Origin of the sequence: Phytomonospora endophytica (assembly GCF_014202425.1) — a bacterium.
GTDB lineage: Bacteria > Actinomycetota > Actinomycetes > Mycobacteriales > Micromonosporaceae > Phytomonospora > Phytomonospora endophytica.
In genome coordinates, this window is record NZ_JACHGT010000010.1 from 27,074 (window position 1) to 51,262 (window position 24,189).

The window sequence follows — 24,189 nt, forward strand, 5'->3', positions numbered from 1 at the left end:
CCCTGTCGTATGCGGATGGCTTGCAGGTAGGTAGATGCGGCTTCGGGCCCGCGGGGTTCACGCTCCCCGCGCGATATTTCCGGCGGGGCTGGACCGAGGGGAGATCCACCTCTACCATTAGGAAACCTTCAAGCAAGTTTCCGGCAGAGAAGGAGTTCCCATGTCCGTCCGAAGAGGAGTGCGCACCGCCTTAGCGGCGCTCGCGGGCGTCGCCACGGCCGTCGTGTTCACGTTCGCCAGTGCGGGACCGGCCTCGGCCCACGGTTACACCAACGGCCCGGTCAGCCGCCAGTTGCAGTGTTCGACCGGCGCGGTCGCCAACTGCGGCCCGATCCAGTACGAACCCCAGAGCGTCGAGGGCCCGAAGGGCTTCCCCGCCGCCGGTCCGGCCGACGGCCAGATCTGCGCCGGCGGCAACAGCGGCTTCGCGCCACTGGACAACCCGCGCGGCGGCGCGTGGCCCGCGCAGACCGTGCAGGCCGGCCAGCAGTACACCTTCAGCTGGCACTTCACCGCCGCCCACCGCACCACCAAGTTCGAGTACTTCATCACCAACAGCAGCTACAACCCGCTGAACCCGCTCACCCGCGCGCAGCTCGACCTGGTGCCCTTCGCCAAGGTCGACTACGGCGGCGCGCAGCCCCCGTTCGACTACAGCCACACCGGCACGCTCCCGACCGGCAAGACCGGCCGGCACCTGATCGTCGCGGTGTGGACGGTCCACGACACGGCCAACGCCTTCTACTCGTGCTCCGACGTGGTCTTCGGCAGTTCCCCCGGTGACCCCGACCCGGGCGACCCCGACCCGGGCACCTGCTCGGGCCTGCCCGTGTGGAGCTCCGGCGCGACCTACAACGGCGGTGCCGAGGTCGGCCACGGCGGCCAGAAGTGGCGCGCCAAGTGGTGGACGCAGGGCGAGGAGCCCGGCAAGACCGGCGAGTGGGGCGTGTGGCAGGCGCTCGGCGCCTGTTGATCCCCGGATGAACCATGAGGGGCGGTACGGGCTGTACCGCCCCTCACTCACGTCCGGTGCGGGCCAGGAGCCACAGCAGGTAGGGCGCGCCGACGATCGCGGTCACCACGCCCACCGGGAACGCCGTCGAGGCCACGGCGTGCTGTGCCACGAGGTCGGCGGCCGACAGCACCAGCGCGCCGACGAGCGCGGCCGGGACCAGCGCGGTGTGACCGCCCGGGCCGGTGAGGCGCCGGGCGATCGGGCCGGACACGAAGGCGACGAACGCGACCGGGCCGACGGCGGCGGTCGCCACGGCCGCGAGGGCCACCGCGATGGCGATCAGGCCGAGCCGGGCGCGTTCGACGGGCACGCCGATGCCGCGTGCCGCCTCGTCGCTCATGCGCAGGGCCCGCAGCCACCGGGTGGCCGGGAGCGCCAGGGCGAAGAGGACCGCGAGCGCGGGGGCGAGGATCCGCACGGTCGCCCAGGTCTTGGCGTTGAGGCTGCCGGTCAGCCACACCAAGGCGTCGCGCGCGTCGTAGACGTCGGCGCGGGTCATGGTGAAGGAGACGATCCCGGTGAGCATCGCCGCCATGGCGATCCCGATGACGACCAGGCGCCCGCCGGTGACCCCGTCGCGCCAGGCGAGCAGGTAGATGGAGGCCGCCGTGGCCAGGGCGCCGACGAGGGCCGCGGCCGACACCGCCACGCCGCTCCAGCCGAACAGCAACAGCGCGACGACCGCCGCGGCCCCGGCGCCCGCGGTGACACCGATGATGTCGGGGCTGGCGAGGGGATTGCGCACGAGACTCTGGAAGATCGCGCCGGACATGCCGAAGGCCGCCCCGGCGAGGACGGCGACGAGCGCCCGCGGCAGCCGCAGTTCGTTGACGATGTAGGCGCTGCCGCCGTCGTCGAGGCCGAGCAGGGCGTTGACCACGTCGGCGGCGGGGATGTCGATCTCGCCGAGCGACAGGGAGTAGACGGCGATGGCCGCGACCGCCACGGCCAGTCCACACGCGACGGTCACGACGCGCGCGAGGGTGCGGCGGCGCAGTCGCCGCACGACGCTCACGCGGCCGCCGCCCGTCGGCGGCGCATCAGCGCGATGAGGAAGGGCGCGCCGATGAAGGACAGCACGATCCCGGCCTGCACCTCGCCGGGTGGTGCCATGACCCGGCCGAGTACGTCGGAGGCCAGCAGCAGGACCGGCGCGAGCAGCATCGAGTAGGGCAGGATCCAGCGGTGGTCGGGTCCGGTGAACTGCCGCGCGATGTGCGGCACGAGGAGCCCGACGAACCAGATCGGCCCGGCGATGGCGGTCGCGGCGCCGCAGAGCACGACCGCGGCGGCGGCCGCGGTGACGCGCGCGAGGTGGACGCGCTGGCCGAGTCCGCGCGCGACCTCCTCGCCGAGCGAGAGGGTGTTGAGCAGCCGTCCGGTGAGCAGGGCCGCCACGGCGCCGGCCAGTACGAAGGGCGCGACCTGGGCGATGAGGTCCCAGCGGCGGCCCGCCAGGGATCCGACCGTCCAGAAGCGGTACTGGTTGAACGTCGTGGCGTCGGTGAGCAGGACGGCGGTGGTGATCGAGATGAGCGCGGCCCCGATCGCCGCGCCGGCGAGCAGGAGCTTGACGGGCGTGGCGCCGTCGCGGCCGAAGGAGGCCACGCCGTAGACGAGGACGGCGACGAGCGTCGCGCCGGCGAAGCCGAACCAGATGTACCCGGCGGCGGTGGTGATCCCGAAGACGTTGATGGCGACGACCACGGCCAGGGAGGCTCCGGCGTTGACGCCGAGGAGGCCGGGGTCGGCGAGCGGGTTGCGGGTGACTCCCTGCATGATCGCCCCGGCCAGGCCGAGGGCCACGCCGACCAGCAGCCCGGCGGCCAGTCGCGGGAGCCGCCCGGCGACGATCTGGTGGGCGGTGTCATCGGAGTGGAGGTCGCGGAGGGCGTCGGCGACCGTCGCGAGTGGAACGGACTGGGCGCCGACGGCGACGCTGAGCACCGACACGGTGAGCAGGGCGGCGAACAGGGCCGCGAGTCCGATGAGAAGTCCCCGGCGCGACCGTCTCGATGTCGCCGTGGTGACGGGTCGCGCCGGGTCGAGCGTGCGGCTCACGGTCAGGCCGCGGCGGCGGTGTCGAGGTGCGGCCGCAGTTGTGTGAGCGAGTAGGGCAGTGACAGGGGTGAGGGCGTGTTGAGGCCGACGATGGTCGGGTAGTCGAGCAGCGCGACGGTGCCGGGCAGCTCGCCGAAGCCCGGGATGTCGGCGAGGTCGCTCTCGTCGCCACCGTTGATGAGGAAGGCGAGGAGGTCGCCGCGCAGGAGGTCGATGCGCTCGGTGCTCAGCTGGATCCGCGCGTCGCCGGTGCGTTCGCCCTCGGCCTTGACCTCGGGGAGGAGTGTCATGCCGAGCTGCTGGAAGAACAGGCTGGAGCCGTCCTGTTCGTCGGCGACGACGGTGAGCCCGTCGCCGACGACGTACTGGGCGAGCACGAAGGTCTTGCCGGCGAGGCCGGGCAGTTCGGCCGCTGTCGCGGCGACCTGTCCCTCGACGGTGGAGACGACCTGCGTGGCCTGTTCGGTCTTGTCGAGGATCTTTCCGGCGGTGCCGACGAGTTCCTGCCAGGGGATGACGGTGTCGGCGTCGGGCGGGCCGGCGATGGTGGGGACACGGGCCGAGAGCAGGTCGTAGGTCGCCTGGTCGGTGAGGGAGAAGGAGGCCACGACGAGGTCGGGGTCGAGGGCGAGGATCTGCTCGACCGGGACTCCGTCGGTCAGCGACAGCGCGGTCGCGCCCTCCGGGATGGTCTCCCACGGAACGCCGGTCTCGGGCATGAGGGTGTCGACGGAGTAGCCGACGGGCTCGACGCCCATCGACAACATCACGTCGGTCCACTGGAGATCGATCGTGACGATGCGCTCGGGGACCGTGTCGAGGGTGGTGGTGCCGAAGCGGTGCTCGACGGAGACGGGGGCGGGGAGCTTCCTGGCGTCCTCGTCGGAGGCCTGCCCGGCGGCGCCGCAGGCGGTCGTGACCAGCAGGGACGTCGCGCCGAAGGCGGCGAGGAGAAGGCGATGGGGGCGTCGCATTAGGTTAGCGTAACCTAAGTCCTAGATCGGCTTTCGTGGCCTGTCAACGCATCGAGACCTCGAAACGCGCCAGTCCCGGCCCGTCGGCGCGCGACACCGCGAGCACGTCGGCGACCACCTCGACCTCCGCGCGGGCACCGGCCATGGTGGACACCTTCCGCACCGAGGTCACACCCTCGCCCGGCGATCCGGGCGGACCGTCCACGGTGACCACGACCTCGTGCTCGCCCGGCGGCACCGCCAGCGAGCAGCGCGTCCATCCCGCGCGCACCGGGTTCCCGTCGACGCTGACCGTCGGTTCGGGAATCCAGGCCCGGTACCGCGGCGGCCGTGGCTCACCGATCGTGCGCGCCCGCCACCACCGCCACGGGCCGAGACGGCCACCGGCGAGCGCACGGAGATCCTCGCGTGGCAGGCGTTCCAGCTCGTAACGCAACCAGAGATCGATCAGCGACCAGCCCGCCGGCGGTTCGACGGCGGCGGGGAAGTCCTGGTCGCGGACCAGGAGCGCCGGCGGTGCCGGTACCGGCACCGCCGGGCGCGACTCCTTGCGCATCTCGGTGACGACCCGCACGGTCACGTAGGCGACGAACGCGATCCCGGCGACGATCGCGAGCGCGACGCCGATGACGCCCCACATGTCCCCGGCCGGTGACGCGCCGCTGAGAATCGACCACTCCAGTGCCGTGAACAGGGCCAGCAGCGCCGCGACGATCAGCGCCGTCCAGGAGAACCCGCTCCAGCCCTTCTCGACGACGAACTCCACACCGGTCGCCGACGCGTCGGGCTTGTGGTGATCGTGGGCGCCGTTGCTCAGCAGGGACGCGTGACGCAGCACCGTGACCGCGCCCGCCTCGACGTCCACTTCCCGGTAGGAGCGCGAGTGACTGGTGCCGACGGCGATCAGGTGCCTGCCCGCGGGCAGCTCCACGCGCGTCTCGCCCCAGCCCCACGACACCGGCGTCCCGTCGGCGTACACGACAGGCGCGAGGGGCCGCGACACCCGCCAGTCGAGGTCGATGTCGCGCACCAGGCGGCCGCGATGGCCGGTGCGGACGACGACCGCCCCGCGCGAGGAGTCGGGCAGATCGCGCGAGACGCGACGGCCCGCGCTCGCCTGATGCGGCGAGTCGGGATGGAGCCGGGCGGACCAGGCGCGAAACGGCGGGTACATGCGGCGGAGTCGTATCCGGCGCAGGCCCGGCACGAAGGGCGCGAGCAGTAAGGCGGCGATGAGGACGCCGCCGGTACCGATGACGATCAGCTGGGTGGCGTCCATGTCGTGTCCCCCATGTTCCTTGCCGCGCGGTGGTCTCCGGTCGCGGCGACGATGCACGCGAGGATAGGGCCTGCGCGCCCGGTGTGGTGGGGCGCGGTCGGTCAGAGGTCGAGCCGGACGACCGCCCGCGTCGGTGAGGGCCTGGCCACTTCGGTGAATCCGGCCTCGGTGAACAGGGTGAGGGGGCCGTGGAAGAGTTCGGCGGCCGACACCGAGGTGCGGACCGAGGCGTCGACGGCGTAGGCCTCGACCGTGGTGGCCTTCTGGGCGCGGGCCAGTGCGATCGCGCCGGTGAGGAGGGCGCCGGCGATGCCTTGGCGGCGGTGTCCGACCTTGACGACGAAGCAGGTCACCGACCAGATCCCGGCGACCTCGCCGGCGCTCAGGCGGGAGGCCAGCAGCCGTGGCTGGTCGCGCTTGGGGCCGACGGCGCACCAGCCCACCGGCTCGTCGTCGCGGTAGGCGAGGACGCCCGGGGGAGTGGGGGAGGATTCGACCTGCTCGCACAGGGCCGCCTTGTTCTCCGCCTTGGTGGCGTCGTGCCACGCCTGCCCCCGCAGTCGGAAGAACTGGCACCAGCACGATGCGGGATCCCCGCGGGTGCCCATCACCGTGACCACATCCGGCCAAAGCCCGGCCACCGCGGGTTCGACGCGGACGGTCTGCTCCGACTTCGCGCCGCTCATGCCCCAGAGGCTAACAGGCAACCATGCCTTGAGGAGTTAGAGTCGGGCCGGGCGGGGACACGAGACGGCCCCGGCCGCAAAGGACCGGGGCCGTGTGCGCTACACGGTCGTCAGCGAGCCGAGGTCGTCGACGCCTTCAGGAAGTCGCGGTTGAGCTGGCCGATGGCGGTCAGCGGGATGCCCTTCGGGCAGACCGCGGTGCACTCACCGGTGTTGGTGCAGCCGCCGAAACCGGCGTCGTCGTGGGCCTCGACCATGTTCAGCACCCGCTCACGACGCTCCGGCTGCCCCTGCGGGAGCAGGCCGAGGTGCGTGACCTTCGCGGCGGTGAACAGCATCCCCGAACCGTTCGGGCAGGCCGCGACGCAAGCACCGCAGCCGATGCAGGTCGCCGCTTCGAAGGCGGCGTCGGCGTCGGCCTTCGGCACGGGCGCGGCGTGGGCGTCGGGCGCGGTGCCCGTCGCCGCCGAGATGTACCCGCCGGCCTGGATGATCTTGTCGAAGGCGGTGCGGTCCACCACGAGGTCCTTGACCACGGGGAAGGCTCGCGCGCGCCACGGCTCGATGTCGATGGTGTCGCCGTCGGCGAAGTGCCGCATGTGCAGCTGGCACGTCGTCGTCGCTCGCTCCGGACCGTGCGCCGCCCCGTTGATCATCAGGCTGCACATGCCGCAGATGCCTTCACGGCAGTCGTGGTCGAAGGCGACCGGCTCGTCACCGTCGAGCGTGAGCCGCTCGTTGAGCATGTCCAGCATCTCCAGGAAGGACATGTCCGGCGACACGTCCTCGACCCGGTACTTCACCATGCGCCCCTTGTCGGCGGGGCCGGTCTGGCGCCAGATGCGCAAGGTCAGGTTCACTTGTAGCTCCGCTGGCTGAGGTGGACGTACTCGAAGTTCAGCTCTTCCTTGTGCAGCACCGGAGGGGCCTCCGAACCCGACCACTCCCAGGCGGCGACGTAGCTGAAGTTCTCGTCGTCGCGCAGCGCCTCGCCCTCGGGGGTCTGGCTCTCGCCCCGGAAGTGCCCGCCGCACGACTCGGTGCGGTGCAGGGCGTCGACGCACATCAGCTCGGCCAGCTCGAAGAAGTCGGCGACCCGCCCGGCCTTCTCCAGGGCCTGGTTGAGGTCGTCGGCCGAACCGGGGACCTTCACCCGGCGCCAGAACTCGTCACGCAGCCCGCGGATCAGTTCGATGGCCTTGCGCAGGCCCTCGTCGGTGCGCTCCATGCCGCAGTAGTCCCACATGATCCGGCCGAGCTCGCGGTGGAAGGAGTCGACCGTGCGGTCGCCGTCGATGTTCAGCAGACGCGCCACCCGCCGCTCCACGGCGAAGCGGGCCTCCACGGCCGCCGGGTGGTCGGCCCCGACCGGCTCCAGCTTGCTGTTCTCCGCCAGGTAGCCGCTGATCGTGTTGGGGAGCACGAAGTAGCCGTCGGCGAGACCCTGCATGAGCGCCGAGGCGCCCAGGCGGTTGGCGCCGTGGTCGGAGAAGTTCGCCTCACCGGTCACGAACAGGCCCGGGATCGTCGACTGCAGGTCGTAGTCGACCCACAGCCCGCCCATCGTGTAGTGCACGGCCGGGTAGATGCGCATCGGCACCTCGTTGGGGTCCTCCCCGGTGATGCGCTCGTACATCTCGAAGAGGTTGCCGTACTTCGCCGAGACCGCGTCCTTGCCCAGACGCTCGATGGCGTCGGCGAAGTCCAGGTAGACGCCGAGCCCACCGGGACCGACACCGCGACCCTCGTCGCAGACGTTCTTGGCGGCACGGGAGGCGATGTCGCGGGGGACCAGGTTGCCGAAGGACGGGTAGATGCGCTCCAGGTAGTAGTCGCGCTCGCCCTCGGGGATGTCGCCGGGCTTGCGGGGGTCGCCCTTCTCCTTGGGCACCCACACGCGGCCGTCGTTGCGCAGCGACTCCGACATCAGCGTCAGCTTCGACTGGTGATCCCCGGACTGCGGGATGCACGTCGGGTGGATCTGCGTGAAGCACGGGTTGGCGAACAGCGCGCCCTTACGGTGCGCGCGCCAGGTCGCCGTGACGTTGCAGCCCTTGGCGTTGGTCGACAGGAAGAACACGTTGCCGTAGCCGCCGGAGGCCAGCACGACGGCGTCGGCGAAGTCGGTGGCGATCTCGCCGGTGACCAGGTCGCGGACGACGATGCCGCGGGCACGGCCGTCGACGACGATCAGGTCGAGCATCTCGTGGCGGGCGTGCATCTCGACCGTCCCGGCGGCGACCTGGCGCTCCAGGGCCTGGTAGGCACCGAGGAGGAGCTGCTGGCCGGTCTGGCCGCGCGCGTAGAAGGTCCGCGACACCTGCGCGCCGCCGAAGGAGCGGTTGTCGAGCAGGCCACCGTACTCGCGAGCGAAGGGGACGCCCTGCGCGACGCACTGGTCGATGATCTCGACCGAGACCTGGGCGAGCCGGTACACGTTCGACTCCCGCGAGCGGAAGTCGCCGCCCTTGACGGTGTCGTAGAAGAGCCGCTGGATGGAGTCGCCGTCGTTGCGGTAGTTCTTGGCGGCGTTGATCCCGCCCTGCGCGGCGATCGAGTGCGCCCGGCGCGGGCTGTCCTGGTAGCAGTAGGACTTCACGTGGTACCCGGCCTCGCCGAGTGTGGCGGCGGCCGCGCCTCCGGCCAGGCCCGTGCCCACGACGATGATCGTGCGCTTGCGGCGGTTGGCCGGGTTGACCAGCTTCGACTCGAAGCGGTGGCGGTCCCAGCGGGTCTCGATGGGGCCGTCGGGGGCCTTGGTGTCGGCGACCGGGTCGCCTTCTACGTACAGGGTCACTGGATCACTCCCGTCGTGACGGCGATGGGTACGGACAGGAAGCCGGCGGCGATGACCACCGCGACGGCCAGCGCGAAGAACCTCGCGCGGCGCTCACCCGACTGGGTGTGCTGCCCGAGGGTGCGCAGCGCGCTGAACACGCCGTGCCGGAGATGGAACGCCAAGGCCACGACGGCCAGCACGTAGAAGAGGGTCACGTACCAGCGTTCGGGTGCGAAGTCGGCGACCACGTTGGCGTGCGGGTGCGCCCTGTCGCCGACCGGGTTGAGATGTCCCGTGGTCAGGTCGAGGATGTGGTAGACGACGAAGAGCACGATGATCACGCCACCCCAGCGCATGGTCCGGGCGGCGTAGCTGCCCTTGACCGGGCGCCGGTGGGCGTACTTGACCGGGCGGGCGGCGCGGGCGCGCAGCGCCAGCGAGGTCGCCGACCAGATGTGGGCGATCACGGCGACGAGCAGTCCCACGCGCTGGATCCACAGGAACCAGGTCTCGGGGAGCACCGGCATGCCGATCGTGCGCAGCCAGTGCGCGTAGTGGTCGAAGTCCTCGGCGCCCACGAAGATCTTGAGGTTGCCCAGCATGTGCAGCAGCAGGAACAGCACCATGGCGACACCTGTCACCGCCATGACGGCCTTCTTGCCGACCGTCGAGCGGGTCACGCGGCGGGTAGCTAGATCCATAAGGCTGAGGCTAGGAGGACCCGATTCATTCGTCCAATGCTCGTTTTTTCCTTTGGCGATAGCTATAAGCTATGAAGGTGCAGATCCAGCACCTCAGATATTTCGTTAGCGCAGCTGAACACCGACATTTCACCCGCGCCGCCGCCGACCTCGGCGTCGCCCAGCCGACCCTCAGTAAGCAGATTCACACCCTCGAAGAGGACCTCGGGGCCCCGCTCTTCCACCGCGAGCGCGGTGGCGTCGCACTCACCCCGGCCGGGGAGATCCTGCTGCCCATCGCCCGCCGCATCCTCGCCGACGCCGACACCGCCCGCCGCGAAGTGCAGGAACTCGTCGGCCTGCGACGCGGACGAGTCCGCCTCGGCGCCACCCCGAGCCTCGCCGCCTCCCTGGTCCCACCCGTGCTGCGCCGCTTCCGCGCCGCCCACCCCGGCGTCGAACTGCACGTCGAACAGAGCGGCTCCCAGGACCTCGTGCGCCACCTCACCGGCGGCGAACTCGACCTCGCCCTGATCATCCTCCCCGAGCAGGGCACCGACCCCGCCCTGCTCGCCGAACCGATCCTCCGCGAAAGCCTCGTCGTGGTATCCGCGGGCGAAGAGGAGATCCGCGGACCCCTGCGCATCGCCGACCTCCTCGACCGGCCCCTCGTCATGTTCCGCAAGGGCTACGACCTGCGCGACGCCACCCTGGAGGCCTGCCGCCGCGAAGGCTTCGAACCCCGCTTCGTCGTCGAAGGCGGCGAGATGGACACCGTCCTCGGCTTCGTCGAGGCCGAACTCGGCGTCGCCGTCGTCCCCGGCATGGTCCTCGCCGGCCGACCCCGCCTGCGCGCCACACCCCTGGCACCACCCGGCATCGGCCGGACCGTCGCGCTCGCCCACCGCCGCGAATCGCCGCTCAGCCACGCCGCCGCCGCGCTGCGTGCGACCCTGCTGGCCCACGTCGCCGAGGCCGAACCGCTCTCGGGCGTCTCCCGGGATCCGAGCGTGTTCCGGGAGAACCGCTGAGTCCGTTTTGTCACAGCCGGCCACTAGCCTGAATCCGACCACCGAACCACGCTCCGACCACGAAGGAGACCGTCGATGAGCTCTGGAGGATTCGCCGCCCACCGCCTCGGCCGCATCGAAGAGGCGGTGACCGGACACGTTGAGAAAGGCGGTGTCCCCGGCGCCGCCTGGATCGTCAGCCGCGGCGGCGAGACCCACCACGGCGCCGTCGGCTCACCCGTGATCGGCGGCGAACCACTCGGCCTCGACGCGATCTTCCGCATCGCCTCGATGAGCAAGCCCGTCACCGCGGTCGCCGCGCTCATCCTCGTCGAGGAGTGCCGCATCCGCCTCGACGACCCGGTCGACGAACTCCTGCCCGAGCTCGCCGAGCGGAAGGTGCTGCGGAGCCTCACGTCGCCGCTGAGCGACACCGTCCCGGCCTCGCGGCCGGTGACCGTGCGGGACCTGCTGACCTTCACCTTCGGTTTCGGGGCGCTGTTCGCCGCGCCCGGCACCTACCCGATCCTCGACGCCGCGAGCGGTCTCGGCGTGGCCGTCGGGCCCCCGAAGCTCGGGTCCGTGCCCGAGCCGGGCGAGTGGATGCGGCGGCTGGGCACCCTCCCGCTGATGCACCAGCCGGGCGAGAAGTGGATGTACCACTCGGGCAGCGCGGTTCTCGGCGTGCTGATCGCCCGGGCCTCCGGACAGCCGTTCGCGGAGTTCCTGAACGAGCGGATCTTCACCCCGCTGGGCATGAAGGACACCGGCTTCCACGTGCCGGCGGAGCGGCGGGACCGGCTGACCGGCGTCTACTGGGAGGACCCGGAGGGCGGCGGTCTGACCCTCTACGATGACCCGGCCGACAGCAAGTGGGCCGAGCCGGCCGTCTTCCCCGACGGTGGCGGTGATCTGGTGTCGACCGTGGAGGACTTCGGTGCCTTCGCGCGGATGCTCCTCGCCGGCGGCCGCCCGCTGCTCGGCCGGACCTCCGTGGCGGACATGACCCAAAACCACCTGACACCCGAACAGGCCGCCGGGGACTTCATCCTCGAAGCCGGATACGGCTGGGGCTACGGCGTCGCGGTCGCGACGAGACGGCTCGGCCCGACGGTCTCGGAGGGACAGTACGGCTGGGACGGCGGGCTCGGCACCTCCTGGAAGAACGACCCGCGCGAACGGCTGACCGGGGTCCTGCTCACCAATCGCATGTTCAGTTCGTCGAGCGCCCCACCGGTCGTCTCGGACTTCTGGACCTCGGTGTACCAGGCGCTCGACGACTAGAAGGCCCGTGTCTCAGGCCTTCCGGGGCACGGCGGGGGTGTAGGAGCCCGTGTCGATGCCCCAGGAGGAGACCCAGTCGGGGACCACCTCGACCCATTGCGGACCGAACTCGGGGCCGAAGGCCTCGCCGCCCTGGGTGTGGACCACCGCGGTGCCCTTGACGCTGATGCCGCGTGGGGCGTAGTCGGGATCGGTGACCACGTCGTCGATCACGAACGCGGCACGCGGGTTGGCGGCGACGTGGCGGACGTAGAGGCGCTGCTGGCCGCGTCCCTCCAGCGGGCCCTGCCCGATGCGGAAGGAACCGTTCGCGGTGTCGAAGTGGTAGAGGGTGGGCACGACGTGCGGTGTGCCGCCCGCGCCGACGGTGGCGAGGCGGCCGAGCCGGTGGGCGCCCAGGTAGGCGAGTTCGGCGTCGGTGAACAGGGTTGCCATGGTCACTCCGATGTGGACGGTGAACGAATGGGGGCAACCTAGCCAAAGCGCGGCCGCGCCACTGCCGCACGGAACAAAAGGGACACTGATCGGACGGCTCGGCGGCGGGACGTCGGTGGCTCGACCCCACCCGCCCTCGGCACCGCGACCCCACCCGCCCTCTGGGCCGACCTGCGGAACCGTGGCCGGGTCGACCAACGTGCCCTCGCCGAGGCGACGTCGTAGACTGCTCGGTCCGGACGACGCGCACGCGCGAAATCACCAACCGTTACGATCTAGGCAGTCCTACGGCCTTGCTGTGGACGCCTTTCAGCCCCAGGAAGGAACCACACATCATGCCGCACCAGACGACGCCGTCCACCGGTCCGTACACCTACTACGTGGCCTTCTTCGTCGAGGTCGCCGGTCCTGTGGTGGACCCGGCCCGCCCGTGGCGGCTCCAGTCGACGACGACGCAGACCGAAGGCCCCATCGCGACTCCGGCCGATGTTGACCTGCTGGCCGCGCAACTGCGCCGCGCCAACCCCGACGCCGTCACCTTGACGATCCTGTCGTGGCAGCCGCTCGACATCCCCAGCGTCGACCCGGAGTAGCGGTGTCTCAGTAGGACACCGGGTCGCGCACCAGCGGGCAGGTCATGCAGTGGCCCCCGCCGCGCCCGCGCCCGAGTTCGGCACCGACGATCGTGATGACCTCGATCCCGGCCTTGCGCAGGAGCGTGTTCGTCAGCGTGTTGCGGTCGTAGGTGAAGACCACGCCCGGCTCGACCGCGACGGCGTTGTTGCCGCTGTCCCACTGCTGGCGTTCGCTCGCGTAGGCGTCGCCGCCGGTCTCGATGATCCGCAGCTTCGGCAGGCCGAGCGCGCCCGCCACGACGTCGGTGAAGCGGCTGTCGCCCTCGTCGACGATGTCGAGGCCCGGTGCCTTGTCCGATGGCAGCAGCGTGAAGGAGTGGATGCCGTCGACGATCGCCGGATAGAGCGTCACCACATCGCGGTCGGCGAAGGTGAAGACCGTGTCGAGGTGCATCGCCGCCCGCAGTTTCGGCATCCCGGCCACGATGACGCGCTCGGCGGCGCCTTCGGCGAACAGGGCCGCGGCCACCTGGGTGATCGCCTGCCGCGACGTCCGCTCGCTCATGCCCATGAGCACCACGCCGTTGCCGACGGGCATGATGTCGCCGCCTTCGAAGGTCGCCTGTCCCCAGTCGCGTTCGGGGTCGCCCCACCAGATCCGGCTGCCGGTGTAGTCGGGGTGGAACCGGTAGACCGCCTTCATCAGCAGGGTCTCGCCGTGCCGGGCGGGCCAGTACAGGGGATTGAGCGTGAGGCCGCCGTACAGCCAGCAGGTCGTGTCGCGGGTGTAGAGGGTGTTCGGGAGCGGCGGCATGAGGTACTCGCGGATGCCGGTGCCCTCGCGGGCGAGCGCGATGTACGGGGGCCGGAACTCCTCGGGCAGGTCGCCGGTGGCGAGGCCGCCGATGAGGTACTCGGCGAGCTTCTGCGGATCCAGGGTCTCAAGGAACTCGCGGGTGGGTTCGACGAGGCCGACGCCGACCTCGTCGGCCACGATCTTGCGATCGAGGAGCCAGTCGCGGGCGCCGGCCACGCGCAGGGTGTCGGCGAGCAGCGCGTGCAGTTCGACGACCTCGACGCCTCGCGCGGTGAGTTTGTTGACGAAGTCGGCGTGGTCCCGCTGGGCGTTGTCGACCCACAGAACGTCGTCGAAGAGCAGGTCGTCGGAGTTGGTGGGCGTCAGGCGGCGGTGTGCCAGACCCGGCGCGCAGACGAGCACCTTCCGCAGGCGCCCGACCTCGGAGTGGACCCCGTGCGTCGCAGGCGCTGCCTGGTTCCCGGTCATGATGCGAGCCTCTCGTCGGGTCTTTTCAGAGCGTGACCGCTCCGGTGGCCAAGGTGACGACCGCGACGACGGCTCCGGCGGCGACGACCGCGAAGACGACCGCCTCGGCGGGACTGAAGACCCGGCGGCCCTGTTCGCGCCGGGTCATGACGAACAGGATCGTCGCGGGCGCGTACAGCAGCAGCGACAGGAGCGTGAACTCAAGGCCGGCGGCGATGAGCAGGAACGCGATGTAGAGCGTGGCGAGTCCGGCGACGATGATCTCCCCGCCGCGCCGGGTGCCGTCCGTGGGCACCACCGCGATGCGCAGCGCGTAGGCGGCCGCGAGCAGGAACGGGATGAGCGACAGGACGCTGGTCATGTCGAGGGCGAAGTTGAACGCGTCGGCGGAGAACAGCGTCAGGACGAGGACGACCTGGCTCAGGGCCGTGGTCAGCACCATCGCGGGCACCGGGACGTCGTTGCGGTCGGCGCGGGCGAGGAAGCGCGGCATGTCGTGGTCCTTGGCGGCGACGAACAGGACCTCGGCGGCCATGAGGGTCCAGGCGAGGTAGGCGCCGAGGACCGAGATGATCAGGCCGATGCTGACGAAGACCTTGCCCCAGGTGCCGACGGCGGCTTCGAGCACGCCCGCCATGGACGGCTGGCGCAGTTCGGCGATCTCGGCCATGGGGAGGATGCCGTAGGAGACGATCGTGACCGAGGCGAAGACGGCGAAGACGCTGAGGAAGCCCAGGACGGTGGCACGCCCGACGTCTTCGCGGCGGCGGGCGTGTCGTGAGTAGACGCTGGCGCCTTCGACGCCGAGGAACACGAAGACCGTGATCAGCATCGTCCCGCGCACCTGGGAGAAGAGCGATCCGGCGTAGTCGGCGCCGCCCCAGTTGTCGGCCAGCACCCGCGGGTCGAGGTAGAACAGCGCCAGGATCACGAAGACGATGATCGGCACGAGTTTGGCGACGGTGACGATCCGGTTGATCGCCGTCGCCTCCTTGACCCCGCGTTTGATGAGGAAGAAGAAGGCCCACAGGCCGACCGAGGACAGCGCGACCGCGAGGATCGTGTCGCCGTCGCCGAGCGCGGGCGCGAGCACGCCGACCGTGGACATGATCAGGACCCAGTAGGTCACGTTGCCGACGCACGCGCTGGCCCAGTAGCCGATCGCGGCGAAGAACCCCAGGTACTCGCCGAAGCCCGCCTTGGCGTAGGCGTAGACGCCCGCGTCGAGCGCGGGACGCCGGATCGCGAGGGTCTGGAAGACCAGCGCCAGCATGAGCATGCCGGCGCCGGCGACGACCCACGCGATGAGCGAGCCCGCGACGCCGGTGACCTGGCCGAAGCGGGCGGGAAGCGAGAAGACGCCGGCACCGACCATCGAGCCCACGACGAGCGCGGTGAGCGTCGGCAGTGACAGCTTGACGGTCCCGCCGCCGGGAGCTTCGTGGGCCATATGGACTCGATTCCCCAGTTGAAGTGGAGTCATTTTATCCCGTATTGCGCGTTACGCGTTGAAATCGGGAAGCTGCTCGATCCACCGGGTGCCGGGGTGTGCGATGCGCCGATCTCGGCCCGTCGTCGCCGTCCTCATCACGACTCCCGCCGACGGCGGGGTCCTTCGTGGACGGCGGGCGCACTGCCGGGTCTCGGGCGCCCCGGCGCGCCCACGCGGGCCGGGCGCCGTTCCGGCTCCGGAGCCCCCGCTCCCGGTGACGCCCTCAGAGCCCCAGCCTGTGCGCGGCCTCCTCCAGGCACTCCTCGAAGAGCGGCTCGGCGTCGGTGAAGGCGAAGTCGAGTTGGTGCAGGACCTCCATGCACAGCAGGCCGTAGAGGCGGATCCACAGCCCCAGGAACACGTGCACGGCCTCGGGCGGCAGGCGTCCGCCCATGGCGGCGGCGTTGGCACGGAGCTGTCGTCGCAGGCTCGGATCGAGGTCGGCCAGGGCGGGGACGGGGAAAGGCGCGGTCTCCCAGATGGCGGCGGTCTCCTCGAAGAAGGGGCGCTCGAAGTCGCGGCCGACGGTCTGGCGGAGCGAGTCGCGGTCGAGGTCGGCGGCGTTGACGGGACGGGCGAACATCCAGCCGAACTCCGGCCGGTGGGTGATGGCCCAGGCCCGCATGGCGCGACACATCGCGAAGAGACGCGCGCGGTGCTCTGCGGCGGGGACGCCTGCGCGAGCGGCGTCGATGACGGCGGTCAGCTCGGCGTAGAAGTCGGCCGTGACGGCGCCGACGAGTTCGTCGTGCCCGCTGTAGTAGCGGTAGATCGCCGGGCCCGACAGCCCCATCTCGCGGGCGACGGCGTTGACGGTGACCGCTTCGCCGCCCTTGTCCACGAGCAGCGTGCGGGCGGTCGTGCGGATCTCGGCGAGCATCGCCTCGCGCTGGCGGGCGCGCCTGTCCTGAGCCATCGGTGTCCCTTCCTCGAACCGAGGCAACGATAGACCATCTCGCGCCTGTTAGAGTCTCTAACGTACGTTAGCCCCTCTAACGGAAGGTTCATGATGGACGCTTCGATCATCGGCGGCGGCATCGGCGGGCTCACCGCGGCGGTCGCCCTGCGCAGGGCCGGCTGGAACGTCGAGGTATTCGAACGGGCCGACACCCTCGGCGAGGTCGGCGCCGGCGTCGCCATCGCCCCCAACGCCGTCAAAGCCCTCGCCTCGATCGGACTGGCCGCAGCCCTCGACGCCGTCGCGATGCGCCTCGACGGCCTCGAAGTCCGCACCCGCGGCGGCCGCACCCTCACCCGAGTGCCCGGCGACATGCTCCAACGCCGCTACGGCACCCCCCTCTACTCCCTGCACCGCGCCGAACTGCACCGAATCCTGCGCGACGCCATCGGCGACGTGCCGCTGCACACCGGCGCGACCGTCACCGACGTGACCCCCGACGGCGAGTTCACCGTCGGCGGGCACCGGCGCAGGGCCGACCTGGTGGTCGCCGCCGACGGCGTGCGCAGCCGGGTGCGCGCCCACCTGTTCCCCGCCCACCCCGGCCCCTCCTACGCCGGATACACCGTCTGGCGCGGGATCGTGCCCGCCGACGCCGCCCGTGGCATCGACGTCGCCCCGCGCATCGGCGAGACCTGGGGGCGCGCACGCCGATTCGGCACCGTGCCCTTCGCCGACGGCCGCGTCTACTGGTACGCCATGGAGAACGCCCCGGAGGGCGCACGACCCCGGCACGACGTCACCGCGCTCGCCGAGCGCTACGCAGGGTGGCACCGCCCGATCCCCGAACTGCTCGCCGCGACCCCCGTCGCGAACATGATCCGGCACGACGTGCACTACCTGCGCGACCCGCTGGCGGCCTTCACCGCCGGGAAGGTCGCGCTGCTCGGCGACGCCGCGCACGCCGTGACCCCCGACATCGGACAGGGCGCCTGCCTGGCCATCGAGGACGGTGTGGTGCTCGCGGCGGTCCGCGACCTGGCCGACTACGACGCACAGCGCCGCCCCCGCACCCAGCGGATCGCCGCGGCCTCGGGCAGGCTCGGCCGGATGCTGACCGTCGGCAACCCGGCGGCCGTGCTGGTCCGCGACGCCGTCGCGGGGATGACGCCGATCTCGATGAGCATGCGCTCGATCGGCTCGGCCTACGAGTGGACGCCGCCGATCGCCGCCTGAGGGCCGTGGGCCGGGCCCAGGCGTACGGGCCCGGCCCACCCGCGACCGTCGCCGGGCAGAGGATGCCGCGTCATCGGGACCCTTGAGGCCGGACCCCGCGTCTCATGGACGCGAGGGTTCGCCGAGCCCTCCGCGACGGTGGGGGCGAGCATGCGCAAACGCAAGGTCGGATCACTGCTCGGAGGGATCGTCGCGATCGCCCTGGCGGCAGTGGGCTGGCTCGCCTTCGAACGACTCCGGCCGGGGGAGACCACGACCGTCGAGGCCTCCTTCGCCTTCGACGTCACCGACCCCGACAAGGTCGTCGCCCACTCCGAGGCCGTCGTCATCGCCACCGTCACCGGGATCGCCGACTTCCATCACGACGGCGGTACACCGCCCCACACGGTCTTCGAGGTCACCGTCACCGACTCCTTGAAGGGCTCGGCGACCGGGCACATCCTCGTGCAGCAGACGGGCGGCACCGACGGCAAGGACACCTGGCTGGTCGAGGACGTGGATCCCCTGGCGGTGGGCTCGACGTACGCCCTGCCGCTCAACCCGCGAGGCGACGGCGCCTGGGTCCTCGTGCTGACCCCGCTGCTGGCACCCACCCCCGACCCGGACGCCACGACCGGGTCCTGGGTCGATCACCTGTCGGCTCCGCCGTCGTGATCGTCTCCACCAGAACGCCGTGGAGCGGCCATCGGTTCGATGGCCGCTGCGCACGGGTGCCGGTGTGATCGGGTGCGGTGTCAGTCGTCGATGGCCTGGTAGAGGGTCGTCCAGAAGTCGTTGATGAGCAGGGCCGAGTCCGGGCTGGACATGCCGACCTGGGTGAGCAGGATGCCGGTGAGCCCGTTGTGCGGGTCGGCGTAGGCGGTGGTGCCCGCTCCGCCGTCCCAGCCGAACTGGCCGACGGGCGCGTAGTCGTTGCGGTAGGTGCGCACCGCCATACCGAAGCCCCAGCCGCCGTGCTGTCCCAGGCCGTGCGCCAGGTGAGCGAGGCTGCGACCGAATTCCACGCGGTCGGCCAGCTGCTCGGGGGTGAGGCGGTTGGTGGTCATCAGTTCCACGGCCGCCTTGGACAGGATCCGCTCGCCGTCGTGCACGCCGCCGTTGAGGAGCATCCGGAAGTAGGCGTGGTAGTCGTCGGCGGTGGAGTCCAGTCCGCCACCGCAGGACGGGAACACCGGCGGCCGGTCGTGGTGTCCGCCCACGGCCTTGTCCTCGACGTGGAATTCTCCGGTCTCGGCGTTGGGAGCGTACAGCGGCCCGAAGCGGTCGATCTTGCCTGCGGGGACGTGGAAACCGGTGTCCTTCATGCCCAGCGGGTCGAGGATGCGCTCCCGCAGGAACTCCTCGAACGGCCGGCCTGTCACCCTGGCGACCAGCACCCCGAGCACGTCGTCGCTGATGTGGTACTGCCAGCGCCGGCCGGGCTGGTATCGCAGTGGCATGGTGCCCAGGCGTCGCATCCACTCATCCGGGTCGCACCCGGGCAGCATCCAGCCGTCCTCCTGGCCGTAGACGCCCTTCTCGAACAGCGCACCCAGGAACGGGGATTCCCGTGCGGTCATGTCGATGCCGAGCCCGAAGGTCGAGGTCAACAGGTCCCGCACGGTGATGGGACGCGCCGCGGGCACGGTGTCGTCCAGTGGACCGTTGGGGTCGGTGAGCACCTGGCGGTCGGCCAGCTCGGGGAGCCACTCCACGACCGAGTCATCCAGCCGCAACCGGCACTCGTCCAGCAGCACCATCGTCGCCGAGACCGCGACGGGCTTGGTCGTCGATGCCATCCGGAAGATCGTGTCCCGGCTCGTCGGCGCGCCACCGTCGTGGTGCATCGTCCCGTGTACCTCAACGTGGGTCTCCCCGCCGCGGCTGACCAGCGCGACCAGGCCCGGGATCTTCCCGGATGCGACTCGCCGCGCCAGTAGGTCGTGCAGTTTGGTCAGTCCGGTCTTCGAAAAGCCGTTGTCGTTCGTCATGGTGGATCTCCTCGCTCAGTGGTCGATCGGTGGAAGTCGGGTGGGGTCAGTGGCTGCGGGCGGTGATGTCGCCATGGCCGCTGGTGGCGCGGATCGCCAGGGCGGCCGTGGCGCCTTCGGTGTTCCTCAGGGCGTTGTGGATGCGACCGAGGCCGGTTCGGGCGTCGAGGGTGGCGGAGACGCCGGGGGCGGCGTCGACGATCACGTCGCCCATCTGGGTGCTGAGCACGAGCGAGCCGGAGTCGGCTTCGCCGATGCGGACGTCGCCTTGGTGAGTGCTGATCTCGGCGGGACCGGTGAGCCGGCCGATGGTGACGTCGCCGCCGAGGACGGCCAGACGGACGCTCGCCGCCTCGTCGACCTTGACCGCCCCGGCCACCCCGTTGACCTTGAGATCCCCGAAGCGCCCGACGCCCCGGAACTCGGCGCCGCCGGACTCGACCTCGATGTTCGAGCCGGACGGGACCTGGACGGTCACCTCGACCGAGCCGGATGGGCCCAGAATCTGCCCGCCCGCCAATGTGGTGGTGACCTTCAGCGATCCGTCGCCGCATGCGACCGCGGTCTGTTCGGCGGCCTTGACGTCGCGACCCCTGCCAGACCTGGCGGGCAGGACCTCGACGGTGGTGTCGTTCCGGTCGGCGGCGATGACCTGAACGCGCCCGGCGGGGACGTTGATGACGGCGGTGATCGGGGTCGGGGTCTCGAACTTCCGCATGACCTTCTCCTCGTGCTCTGTTTGTTTCTGACATGAGGAACGCTACGTTGCGTTCAGATGTACAGCAACAAGATGGCGGCGTGGAATCCATAAATAAGCAGGTCAAGGGCCTGAAACTGTTGCGAGCCGGGTAAATCTAACGCAACGCAATGGGTGATACCGTTGCGTTGGTTTGAAATCGAACGCTATGCCGTCGGCCACGCGGCCGACACGATGGGAGACGACGGTGTCGGGACGAAGACTGACCCAGCAGGAGCGGCAGCGGATCGCGCGCGGGCTGGCCGAAGACCTTCCCTACGCCGAGATCGCCCGCGGACTCGACCGCCCCACCTCGACCATCACGCGGGAGGTGATGCGCAACGGCGGCCCCAACGGCTACCGCGCCGACCTGGCCCACCTCGCCACCGAGCGACGCGTCCGCCGGCCGAAGCGCACCGCACCGCCACGGCGAGGAGCGCCCGCGCCGGGCTTCGGACGCGACGACGCGGCCGTGCACGAGTACGAGGAGACGTTCACCGCTCTCCTGATGCAGCAGGGCATGCCAACGATGACCGCCCGCGTCATGACCTGCCTGCTCATCGCCGACACCGGCAGCGTCACCGCCGCCGAACTCGTCCAGCGCCTCGCAGTCAGCCCGGCGACCGTGTCCAAGGCCATCGCGGGTCTCGAAGGCCAGGGCCTCATCCGCCGAGAGCGCGAAGACCGTCGCCGCGAGCGCTACTTCGTCGACGGAGACGTCTGGTACGAGTCCACGATCGAAAGCGCCCGCGGCATGCTCCGGCTCGCCGAGGTCGCCCGCCAGGGCGTCACCGTCCTCGGCCGCGAGACCCCGGCCGGCGGCCGCCTGGAGAACATGGCCCGCTTCGGCGACCACATCGGCGAGAGCATCATCCGCGCCGCCGACCAGGTCCGCGAACTCCTCCACTCCCAGCCGCCCGCCGGTAGCGAGGATGACGCTGCCGGCTGAGGAGGCATCGGAGCTCCAGCGCCGGGAGGATCGACGATGTGTGGTGTTGGAGTGAGGGTGGCGGTGAGCCGCGCCCAGGTCAGGACACCGCGGGCCGATGGGCCCTGCTCACGAAGATCCACCACGACCCGCGAGTCACGCCCCTGCCGGTTGAGCGGGCGGCTGCCGCGAACGAGCACCGAGTGCTCGCTCGCCCTCGCCCGGTACAGGCGGAAGACGTCCGGCCCACGCGCCATCGCGACCGTGAAGTGCCCGCTCTCGTCCAGCCTGGCGTTGACGACCTCAAGGCGCGCTCGTGCCCCTCGGCGGCGGTGGCGCCGATGTGGACCGCCGCGGCGGTGCCGACCTCGCGGCGCGAGTCGAACATCGTGATCGACACCTCGGGCCGTCCGGCGACGTTGCGCGAGTGGCGGGTCCCGGGTCCGGAGACCCGGTAGCGGTCGTTCATTCGGCGGAGGGACCGTGGTCGACCTCCGGCGGGGATGCCATCGCGGTAGGTGACGGTCCGCCGGAGGCGTCGAGGGCGAAACGAAGGATGTGACGGAGTCATTACCCAGTGCGCCGACGGCCCTGTCCGGGGCCGAGCGGGATGCCCCGCCGGGAACGGGCCGGCGGAGCTCGTCGCGCGGTCAGTGATCGTTCGCGCGCCTGCGCAACACCAGGATGAGCAGGGCGCCCGCCGCGAGAACCGTGCCGCCCGCGGCCGCGATCCGCCACACGCTCGTCCCGGTGACCGCGAGGTTCGGCGGCTCCGGTTCCGCCGGCGGAACCGGACCCGCCGACGAGGGATCGGGCGACGACGGGCTCGGGCCGGGACCGGCCTCGACCTTGATCGTCACGCTGTCGTCCGGTGACACCACCCGGTCGTCGTCGCCGGTCGCGTGGGCCGTGTTGGTGACCTTCCCGGCGGTGGCGTCAGCGGCGGTGACCGTGTAGGTCCCCCTGCAGGTCGTCGAGTCCCCGTCGGTGCCGGCCGGGGTGAGGCTCGTGGAGTCGCAGGTGACACCGGTCAGACGGTCGTCGACGACCTTGATGTCGGGGACCGGAACGCCGGTGACGTTGGTGACGGCGTAGGTGTACTCGACCTCGTCGCCGGGACGGTAGACGCGCTCGGTGTCGGTGTCCTTGGCCAGGTCGAGCATCGCCAGTGGGCGCAGGGAGCGGACCGTGACGTCTCCGATGAGGTGGACGTCGGTGAACAGGCCGGTGGAGGCGCCGAAACCGAACTTGTAGGTCGCCGGGACCGGCTCGGGCGCGGCGAAGGCGAGCACCTGCTGCGAACCGGCGCCGTCGTTGAAGTCGATGGCGACCGTCACCCGCGGGTTCGGGCCGGGCGTGATCCGCACGGTGACCGTCCGCTTCGACGGCGCGAGCAGCGCGGCCGCCTGCTGCGGCGTCGTTCCCGCCGGCATGTTCGTGAGGGGGCCGTGCAGCTCGCCCGGGAGCGTCGACGGCCACGGGCCGGTGGTGGAGAAGTTGCTCGTGGTCGCGGTGAGGAAGCAGTAGCCCGAGGTTCCGTTGCCCGGGCCGCGCACGGTGACCATGTTCCGGCCCGGCGCCGGCACGTAGAAGGCGGTCCCGGAGGGAGAGCGCTCGTCGCAGTCGTCGCCGCGGCGTTCCCAGTCGCCGAAGTAGTTGCCGAGCACGTCGAGGCCGATGCCGAGGTAGCCGTTGTCGACACCGGGGATGAAGGGCCGGGAGGGGTCGCTGTCGGGTTGCTTCTGGGCATAGCCGAGGCTGCCTCCGAAGGCACCCGGCGCGGTGAGCCCGCCGGAGCCGTCGACGAGGAAGAAGGAGATGCCGTCGGCGGGATTGGGCAGCGAGGTCGAGCCGTACTGGTACTGGTCGAAGGTGACCTCGACGCCCTCCTCGGCGGGGAGCGCCTGGTCGAAGAGGACGGCGGCGGTGCGGTCGTTGCCGGCGTCGGTGAGCTGGAGAAAGCCGTAGGGCGCACCGTCGGCCGGCGGGACGGGACCGACGCGGCCGTCGGGACACGCGCCCAGCGGGTGCAGGCCCGCCGGGGGTGTCGAGCCGGGAGCGGCACCGGTGAGGCAGGCGCTCCCATAGGCGCGGAAGCGGGCGTCGGCACTCGCTCCGGTGAACGGCTCGGCGACCAGCAGCGTTCCGTCGGCGGCGGGGGCCGCCTCGACGGCGCCGGGCAGGCAGGCCACGACGGCGGAGACCGCGAGCGCGCTCAGGGCGGCGAACATCCGTTTTGCGGAGAGAAGCATGCAAAACAGTCTAAAGGAGACAGTTCCTGCTCATGCGGAGATCTCCCGCCGGGCGGGAGCCGGTCCCGGCGGCTTTCACCTCGGCGTCTATGCCGTCAGGTCGACCACCACGCGCGAGTCGTGCCCCTTCCCGTTGAGCGGGTGGCTGCCGCCGATGAGCACCGAGTGCTCCGTCACCCGCGCCCGGTACAGGCGGAACACGTCGGGTTCCCGCACCATCGCGACCGTGAAGTGCCTGGCCACGTCCAGCTTGGCGTTGAAGATCCGCAGGGCGCGCTCATGCTCGTCCGCGGGCACCTCGGCGGCCGTCGCGCTCATGTACACGGCCTCGGCGGTGCCGATCTCGCAGCGCGAGTCGAACACGGTGATCGAGACCTCGGGGCGGCCGGCGATGTTGCGCGAATGGCGGGTCGTCGGCCCCGAGACCCAGTAGAAGTCGCGATGCCCGTCCGGGCTGAAGAACACCGGGGTCGTCCACGGTGTCCCGGAGGCGTCGGCGGTACCGAGCACCATGTACTTGTTCTCGGCGATGAGTGCGCGGGCGGTATCGGCGAACTCGTTCATGTACGGCTCCGTTCGGTCGTCGGTGACCGACCACTGTGGCACGACCGTAC

Annotated in this window: 23 protein-coding genes; 7 read left to right on the forward strand and 16 right to left on the reverse strand. The window is 71.0% G+C overall.

The window, feature by feature from the left end:
• Positions 1-160 precede the first annotated feature (160 nt).
• Positions 161-973, forward strand: a complete 813-nt coding sequence (locus tag HNR73_RS22540; protein ID WP_184789577.1) for a lytic polysaccharide monooxygenase auxiliary activity family 9 protein — start codon at positions 161-163, stop codon at positions 971-973.
• A 43-nt stretch (positions 974-1,016) separates the two neighbouring features.
• On the opposite strand, the gene HNR73_RS22545 is transcribed toward HNR73_RS22540, so the two are convergent.
• From HNR73_RS22545 to HNR73_RS22580, 8 genes are all read right to left on the reverse strand, one after another.
• Positions 1,017-2,030 carry a FecCD family ABC transporter permease gene (locus HNR73_RS22545; RefSeq protein ID WP_184789578.1) on the reverse strand — a complete coding sequence of 338 codons (1,014 nt, stop codon included), beginning with the start codon at positions 2,028-2,030 and terminating at the stop codon, positions 1,017-1,019.
• Positions 2,027-3,076, reverse strand: a complete 1,050-nt coding sequence (locus HNR73_RS22550; RefSeq protein WP_184789579.1) for a FecCD family ABC transporter permease — start codon at positions 3,074-3,076, stop codon at positions 2,027-2,029. The genes HNR73_RS22545 and HNR73_RS22550 overlap by 4 nt, the downstream gene beginning before the upstream one ends.
• A gap of 2 nt (positions 3,077-3,078) precedes the next feature.
• A complete protein-coding gene (locus tag HNR73_RS22555) occupies positions 3,079-4,050 on the reverse strand; it encodes an ABC transporter substrate-binding protein (RefSeq protein WP_184789580.1) in 972 nt (323 codons plus the stop codon).
• A gap of 43 nt (positions 4,051-4,093) precedes the next feature.
• Complete coding sequence (locus HNR73_RS22560; protein WP_184789581.1) at positions 4,094-5,329, reverse strand: hypothetical protein; 1,236 nt, start codon at positions 5,327-5,329, stop codon at positions 4,094-4,096.
• A 101-nt stretch (positions 5,330-5,430) separates the two neighbouring features.
• Entirely contained in the window at positions 5,431-6,015 is a 585-nt protein-coding gene (locus HNR73_RS22565) for a GNAT family N-acetyltransferase (protein WP_184789582.1), read from the reverse strand.
• A gap of 110 nt (positions 6,016-6,125) precedes the next feature.
• A complete protein-coding gene (locus tag HNR73_RS22570) occupies positions 6,126-6,875 on the reverse strand; it encodes a succinate dehydrogenase/fumarate reductase iron-sulfur subunit (RefSeq protein WP_184789583.1) in 750 nt (249 codons plus the stop codon).
• Positions 6,872-8,812: a fumarate reductase/succinate dehydrogenase flavoprotein subunit gene (locus tag HNR73_RS22575; protein WP_184789584.1), complete on the reverse strand. Its 1,941-nt coding sequence runs from the start codon at positions 8,810-8,812 to the stop codon at positions 6,872-6,874. Before HNR73_RS22575 ends, HNR73_RS22570 begins: the two co-directional genes overlap by 4 nt.
• Positions 8,809-9,495: a succinate dehydrogenase cytochrome b subunit gene (locus HNR73_RS22580; RefSeq protein ID WP_184789585.1), complete on the reverse strand. Its 687-nt coding sequence runs from the start codon at positions 9,493-9,495 to the stop codon at positions 8,809-8,811. The genes HNR73_RS22575 and HNR73_RS22580 overlap by 4 nt, the downstream gene beginning before the upstream one ends.
• 71 nt (positions 9,496-9,566) lie before the next feature.
• Here HNR73_RS22580 and HNR73_RS22585 point away from each other — a divergent pair, with 71 nt between their 5' ends.
• Both HNR73_RS22585 and HNR73_RS22590 read left to right on the forward strand, forming a co-directional pair.
• Positions 9,567-10,505 carry a LysR family transcriptional regulator gene (locus tag HNR73_RS22585; protein ID WP_184789586.1) on the forward strand — a complete coding sequence of 313 codons (939 nt, stop codon included), beginning with the start codon at positions 9,567-9,569 and terminating at the stop codon, positions 10,503-10,505.
• 75 nt (positions 10,506-10,580) lie between these two features.
• On the forward strand, positions 10,581-11,768 hold the full coding sequence (locus HNR73_RS22590; RefSeq protein ID WP_184789587.1) for a serine hydrolase domain-containing protein: 1,188 nt from the start codon (positions 10,581-10,583) through the stop codon (positions 11,766-11,768).
• Between the two features lie 12 nt (positions 11,769-11,780).
• Here the strand turns inward: HNR73_RS22590 and HNR73_RS22595 are convergent, their stop codons facing one another.
• The gene (locus HNR73_RS22595) at positions 11,781-12,203 is read right to left on the reverse strand and encodes a pyridoxamine 5'-phosphate oxidase family protein (RefSeq protein ID WP_184789588.1); all 423 of its coding nucleotides are present in this window, start codon (positions 12,201-12,203) and stop codon (positions 11,781-11,783) included.
• A gap of 335 nt (positions 12,204-12,538) precedes the next feature.
• On the opposite strand from HNR73_RS22595, the gene HNR73_RS22600 reads away from it, so the two are divergent.
• Entirely contained in the window at positions 12,539-12,796 is a 258-nt protein-coding gene (locus HNR73_RS22600; RefSeq protein WP_184789589.1) for a hypothetical protein, read from the forward strand.
• 7 nt (positions 12,797-12,803) lie between these two features.
• On the opposite strand, the gene HNR73_RS22605 is transcribed toward HNR73_RS22600, so the two are convergent.
• The 3 genes from HNR73_RS22605 to HNR73_RS22615 form a co-directional block, all read right to left on the reverse strand.
• Positions 12,804-14,063: an arginine deiminase gene (locus HNR73_RS22605; protein ID WP_184789590.1), complete on the reverse strand. Its 1,260-nt coding sequence runs from the start codon at positions 14,061-14,063 to the stop codon at positions 12,804-12,806.
• Positions 14,064-14,088: 25 nt separating this feature from the next.
• Positions 14,089-15,513 carry a basic amino acid/polyamine antiporter gene (locus tag HNR73_RS22610; protein ID WP_184789591.1) on the reverse strand — a complete coding sequence of 475 codons (1,425 nt, stop codon included), beginning with the start codon at positions 15,511-15,513 and terminating at the stop codon, positions 14,089-14,091.
• Positions 15,514-15,778: 265 nt separating this feature from the next.
• Positions 15,779-16,471 carry a TetR/AcrR family transcriptional regulator gene (locus HNR73_RS22615; RefSeq protein WP_184789592.1) on the reverse strand — a complete coding sequence of 231 codons (693 nt, stop codon included), beginning with the start codon at positions 16,469-16,471 and terminating at the stop codon, positions 15,779-15,781.
• Between the two features lie 90 nt (positions 16,472-16,561).
• Here HNR73_RS22615 and HNR73_RS22620 point away from each other — a divergent pair, with 90 nt between their 5' ends.
• Complete coding sequence (locus HNR73_RS22620) at positions 16,562-17,689, forward strand: FAD-dependent monooxygenase (RefSeq protein ID WP_239122215.1); 1,128 nt, start codon at positions 16,562-16,564, stop codon at positions 17,687-17,689.
• Between the two features lie 150 nt (positions 17,690-17,839).
• Positions 17,840-18,343, forward strand: coding sequence for a hypothetical protein (locus HNR73_RS22625; protein WP_184789593.1), 504 nt, complete (start codon positions 17,840-17,842; stop codon positions 18,341-18,343).
• Between the two features lie 80 nt (positions 18,344-18,423).
• Here the strand turns inward: HNR73_RS22625 and HNR73_RS22630 are convergent, their stop codons facing one another.
• Together HNR73_RS22630 and HNR73_RS22635 are read right to left on the reverse strand one after the other, a co-directional pair.
• A complete protein-coding gene (locus HNR73_RS22630) occupies positions 18,424-19,659 on the reverse strand; it encodes a serine hydrolase domain-containing protein (RefSeq protein ID WP_184789594.1) in 1,236 nt (411 codons plus the stop codon).
• 46 nt (positions 19,660-19,705) lie between these two features.
• On the reverse strand, positions 19,706-20,377 hold the full coding sequence (locus HNR73_RS22635; protein WP_184789595.1) for a DUF4097 family beta strand repeat-containing protein: 672 nt from the start codon (positions 20,375-20,377) through the stop codon (positions 19,706-19,708).
• A gap of 226 nt (positions 20,378-20,603) precedes the next feature.
• Between HNR73_RS22635 and HNR73_RS22640 the strand changes: the two genes are divergently transcribed.
• Positions 20,604-21,344 (forward strand): MarR family transcriptional regulator, encoded by a 741-nt coding sequence (locus tag HNR73_RS22640; RefSeq protein ID WP_184789596.1) that lies wholly within the window; start codon positions 20,604-20,606, stop codon positions 21,342-21,344.
• A 629-nt stretch (positions 21,345-21,973) separates the two neighbouring features.
• Here HNR73_RS22640 and HNR73_RS22645 read toward each other — a convergent pair.
• Both HNR73_RS22645 and HNR73_RS22650 read right to left on the reverse strand, forming a co-directional pair.
• A complete protein-coding gene (locus tag HNR73_RS22645; RefSeq protein WP_184789597.1) occupies positions 21,974-23,575 on the reverse strand; it encodes a CLIPPER-2 domain-containing protein in 1,602 nt (533 codons plus the stop codon).
• A gap of 87 nt (positions 23,576-23,662) precedes the next feature.
• A complete protein-coding gene (locus HNR73_RS22650) occupies positions 23,663-24,139 on the reverse strand; it encodes a pyridoxamine 5'-phosphate oxidase family protein (RefSeq protein ID WP_184789598.1) in 477 nt (158 codons plus the stop codon).
• Positions 24,140-24,189 lie beyond the last annotated feature (50 nt).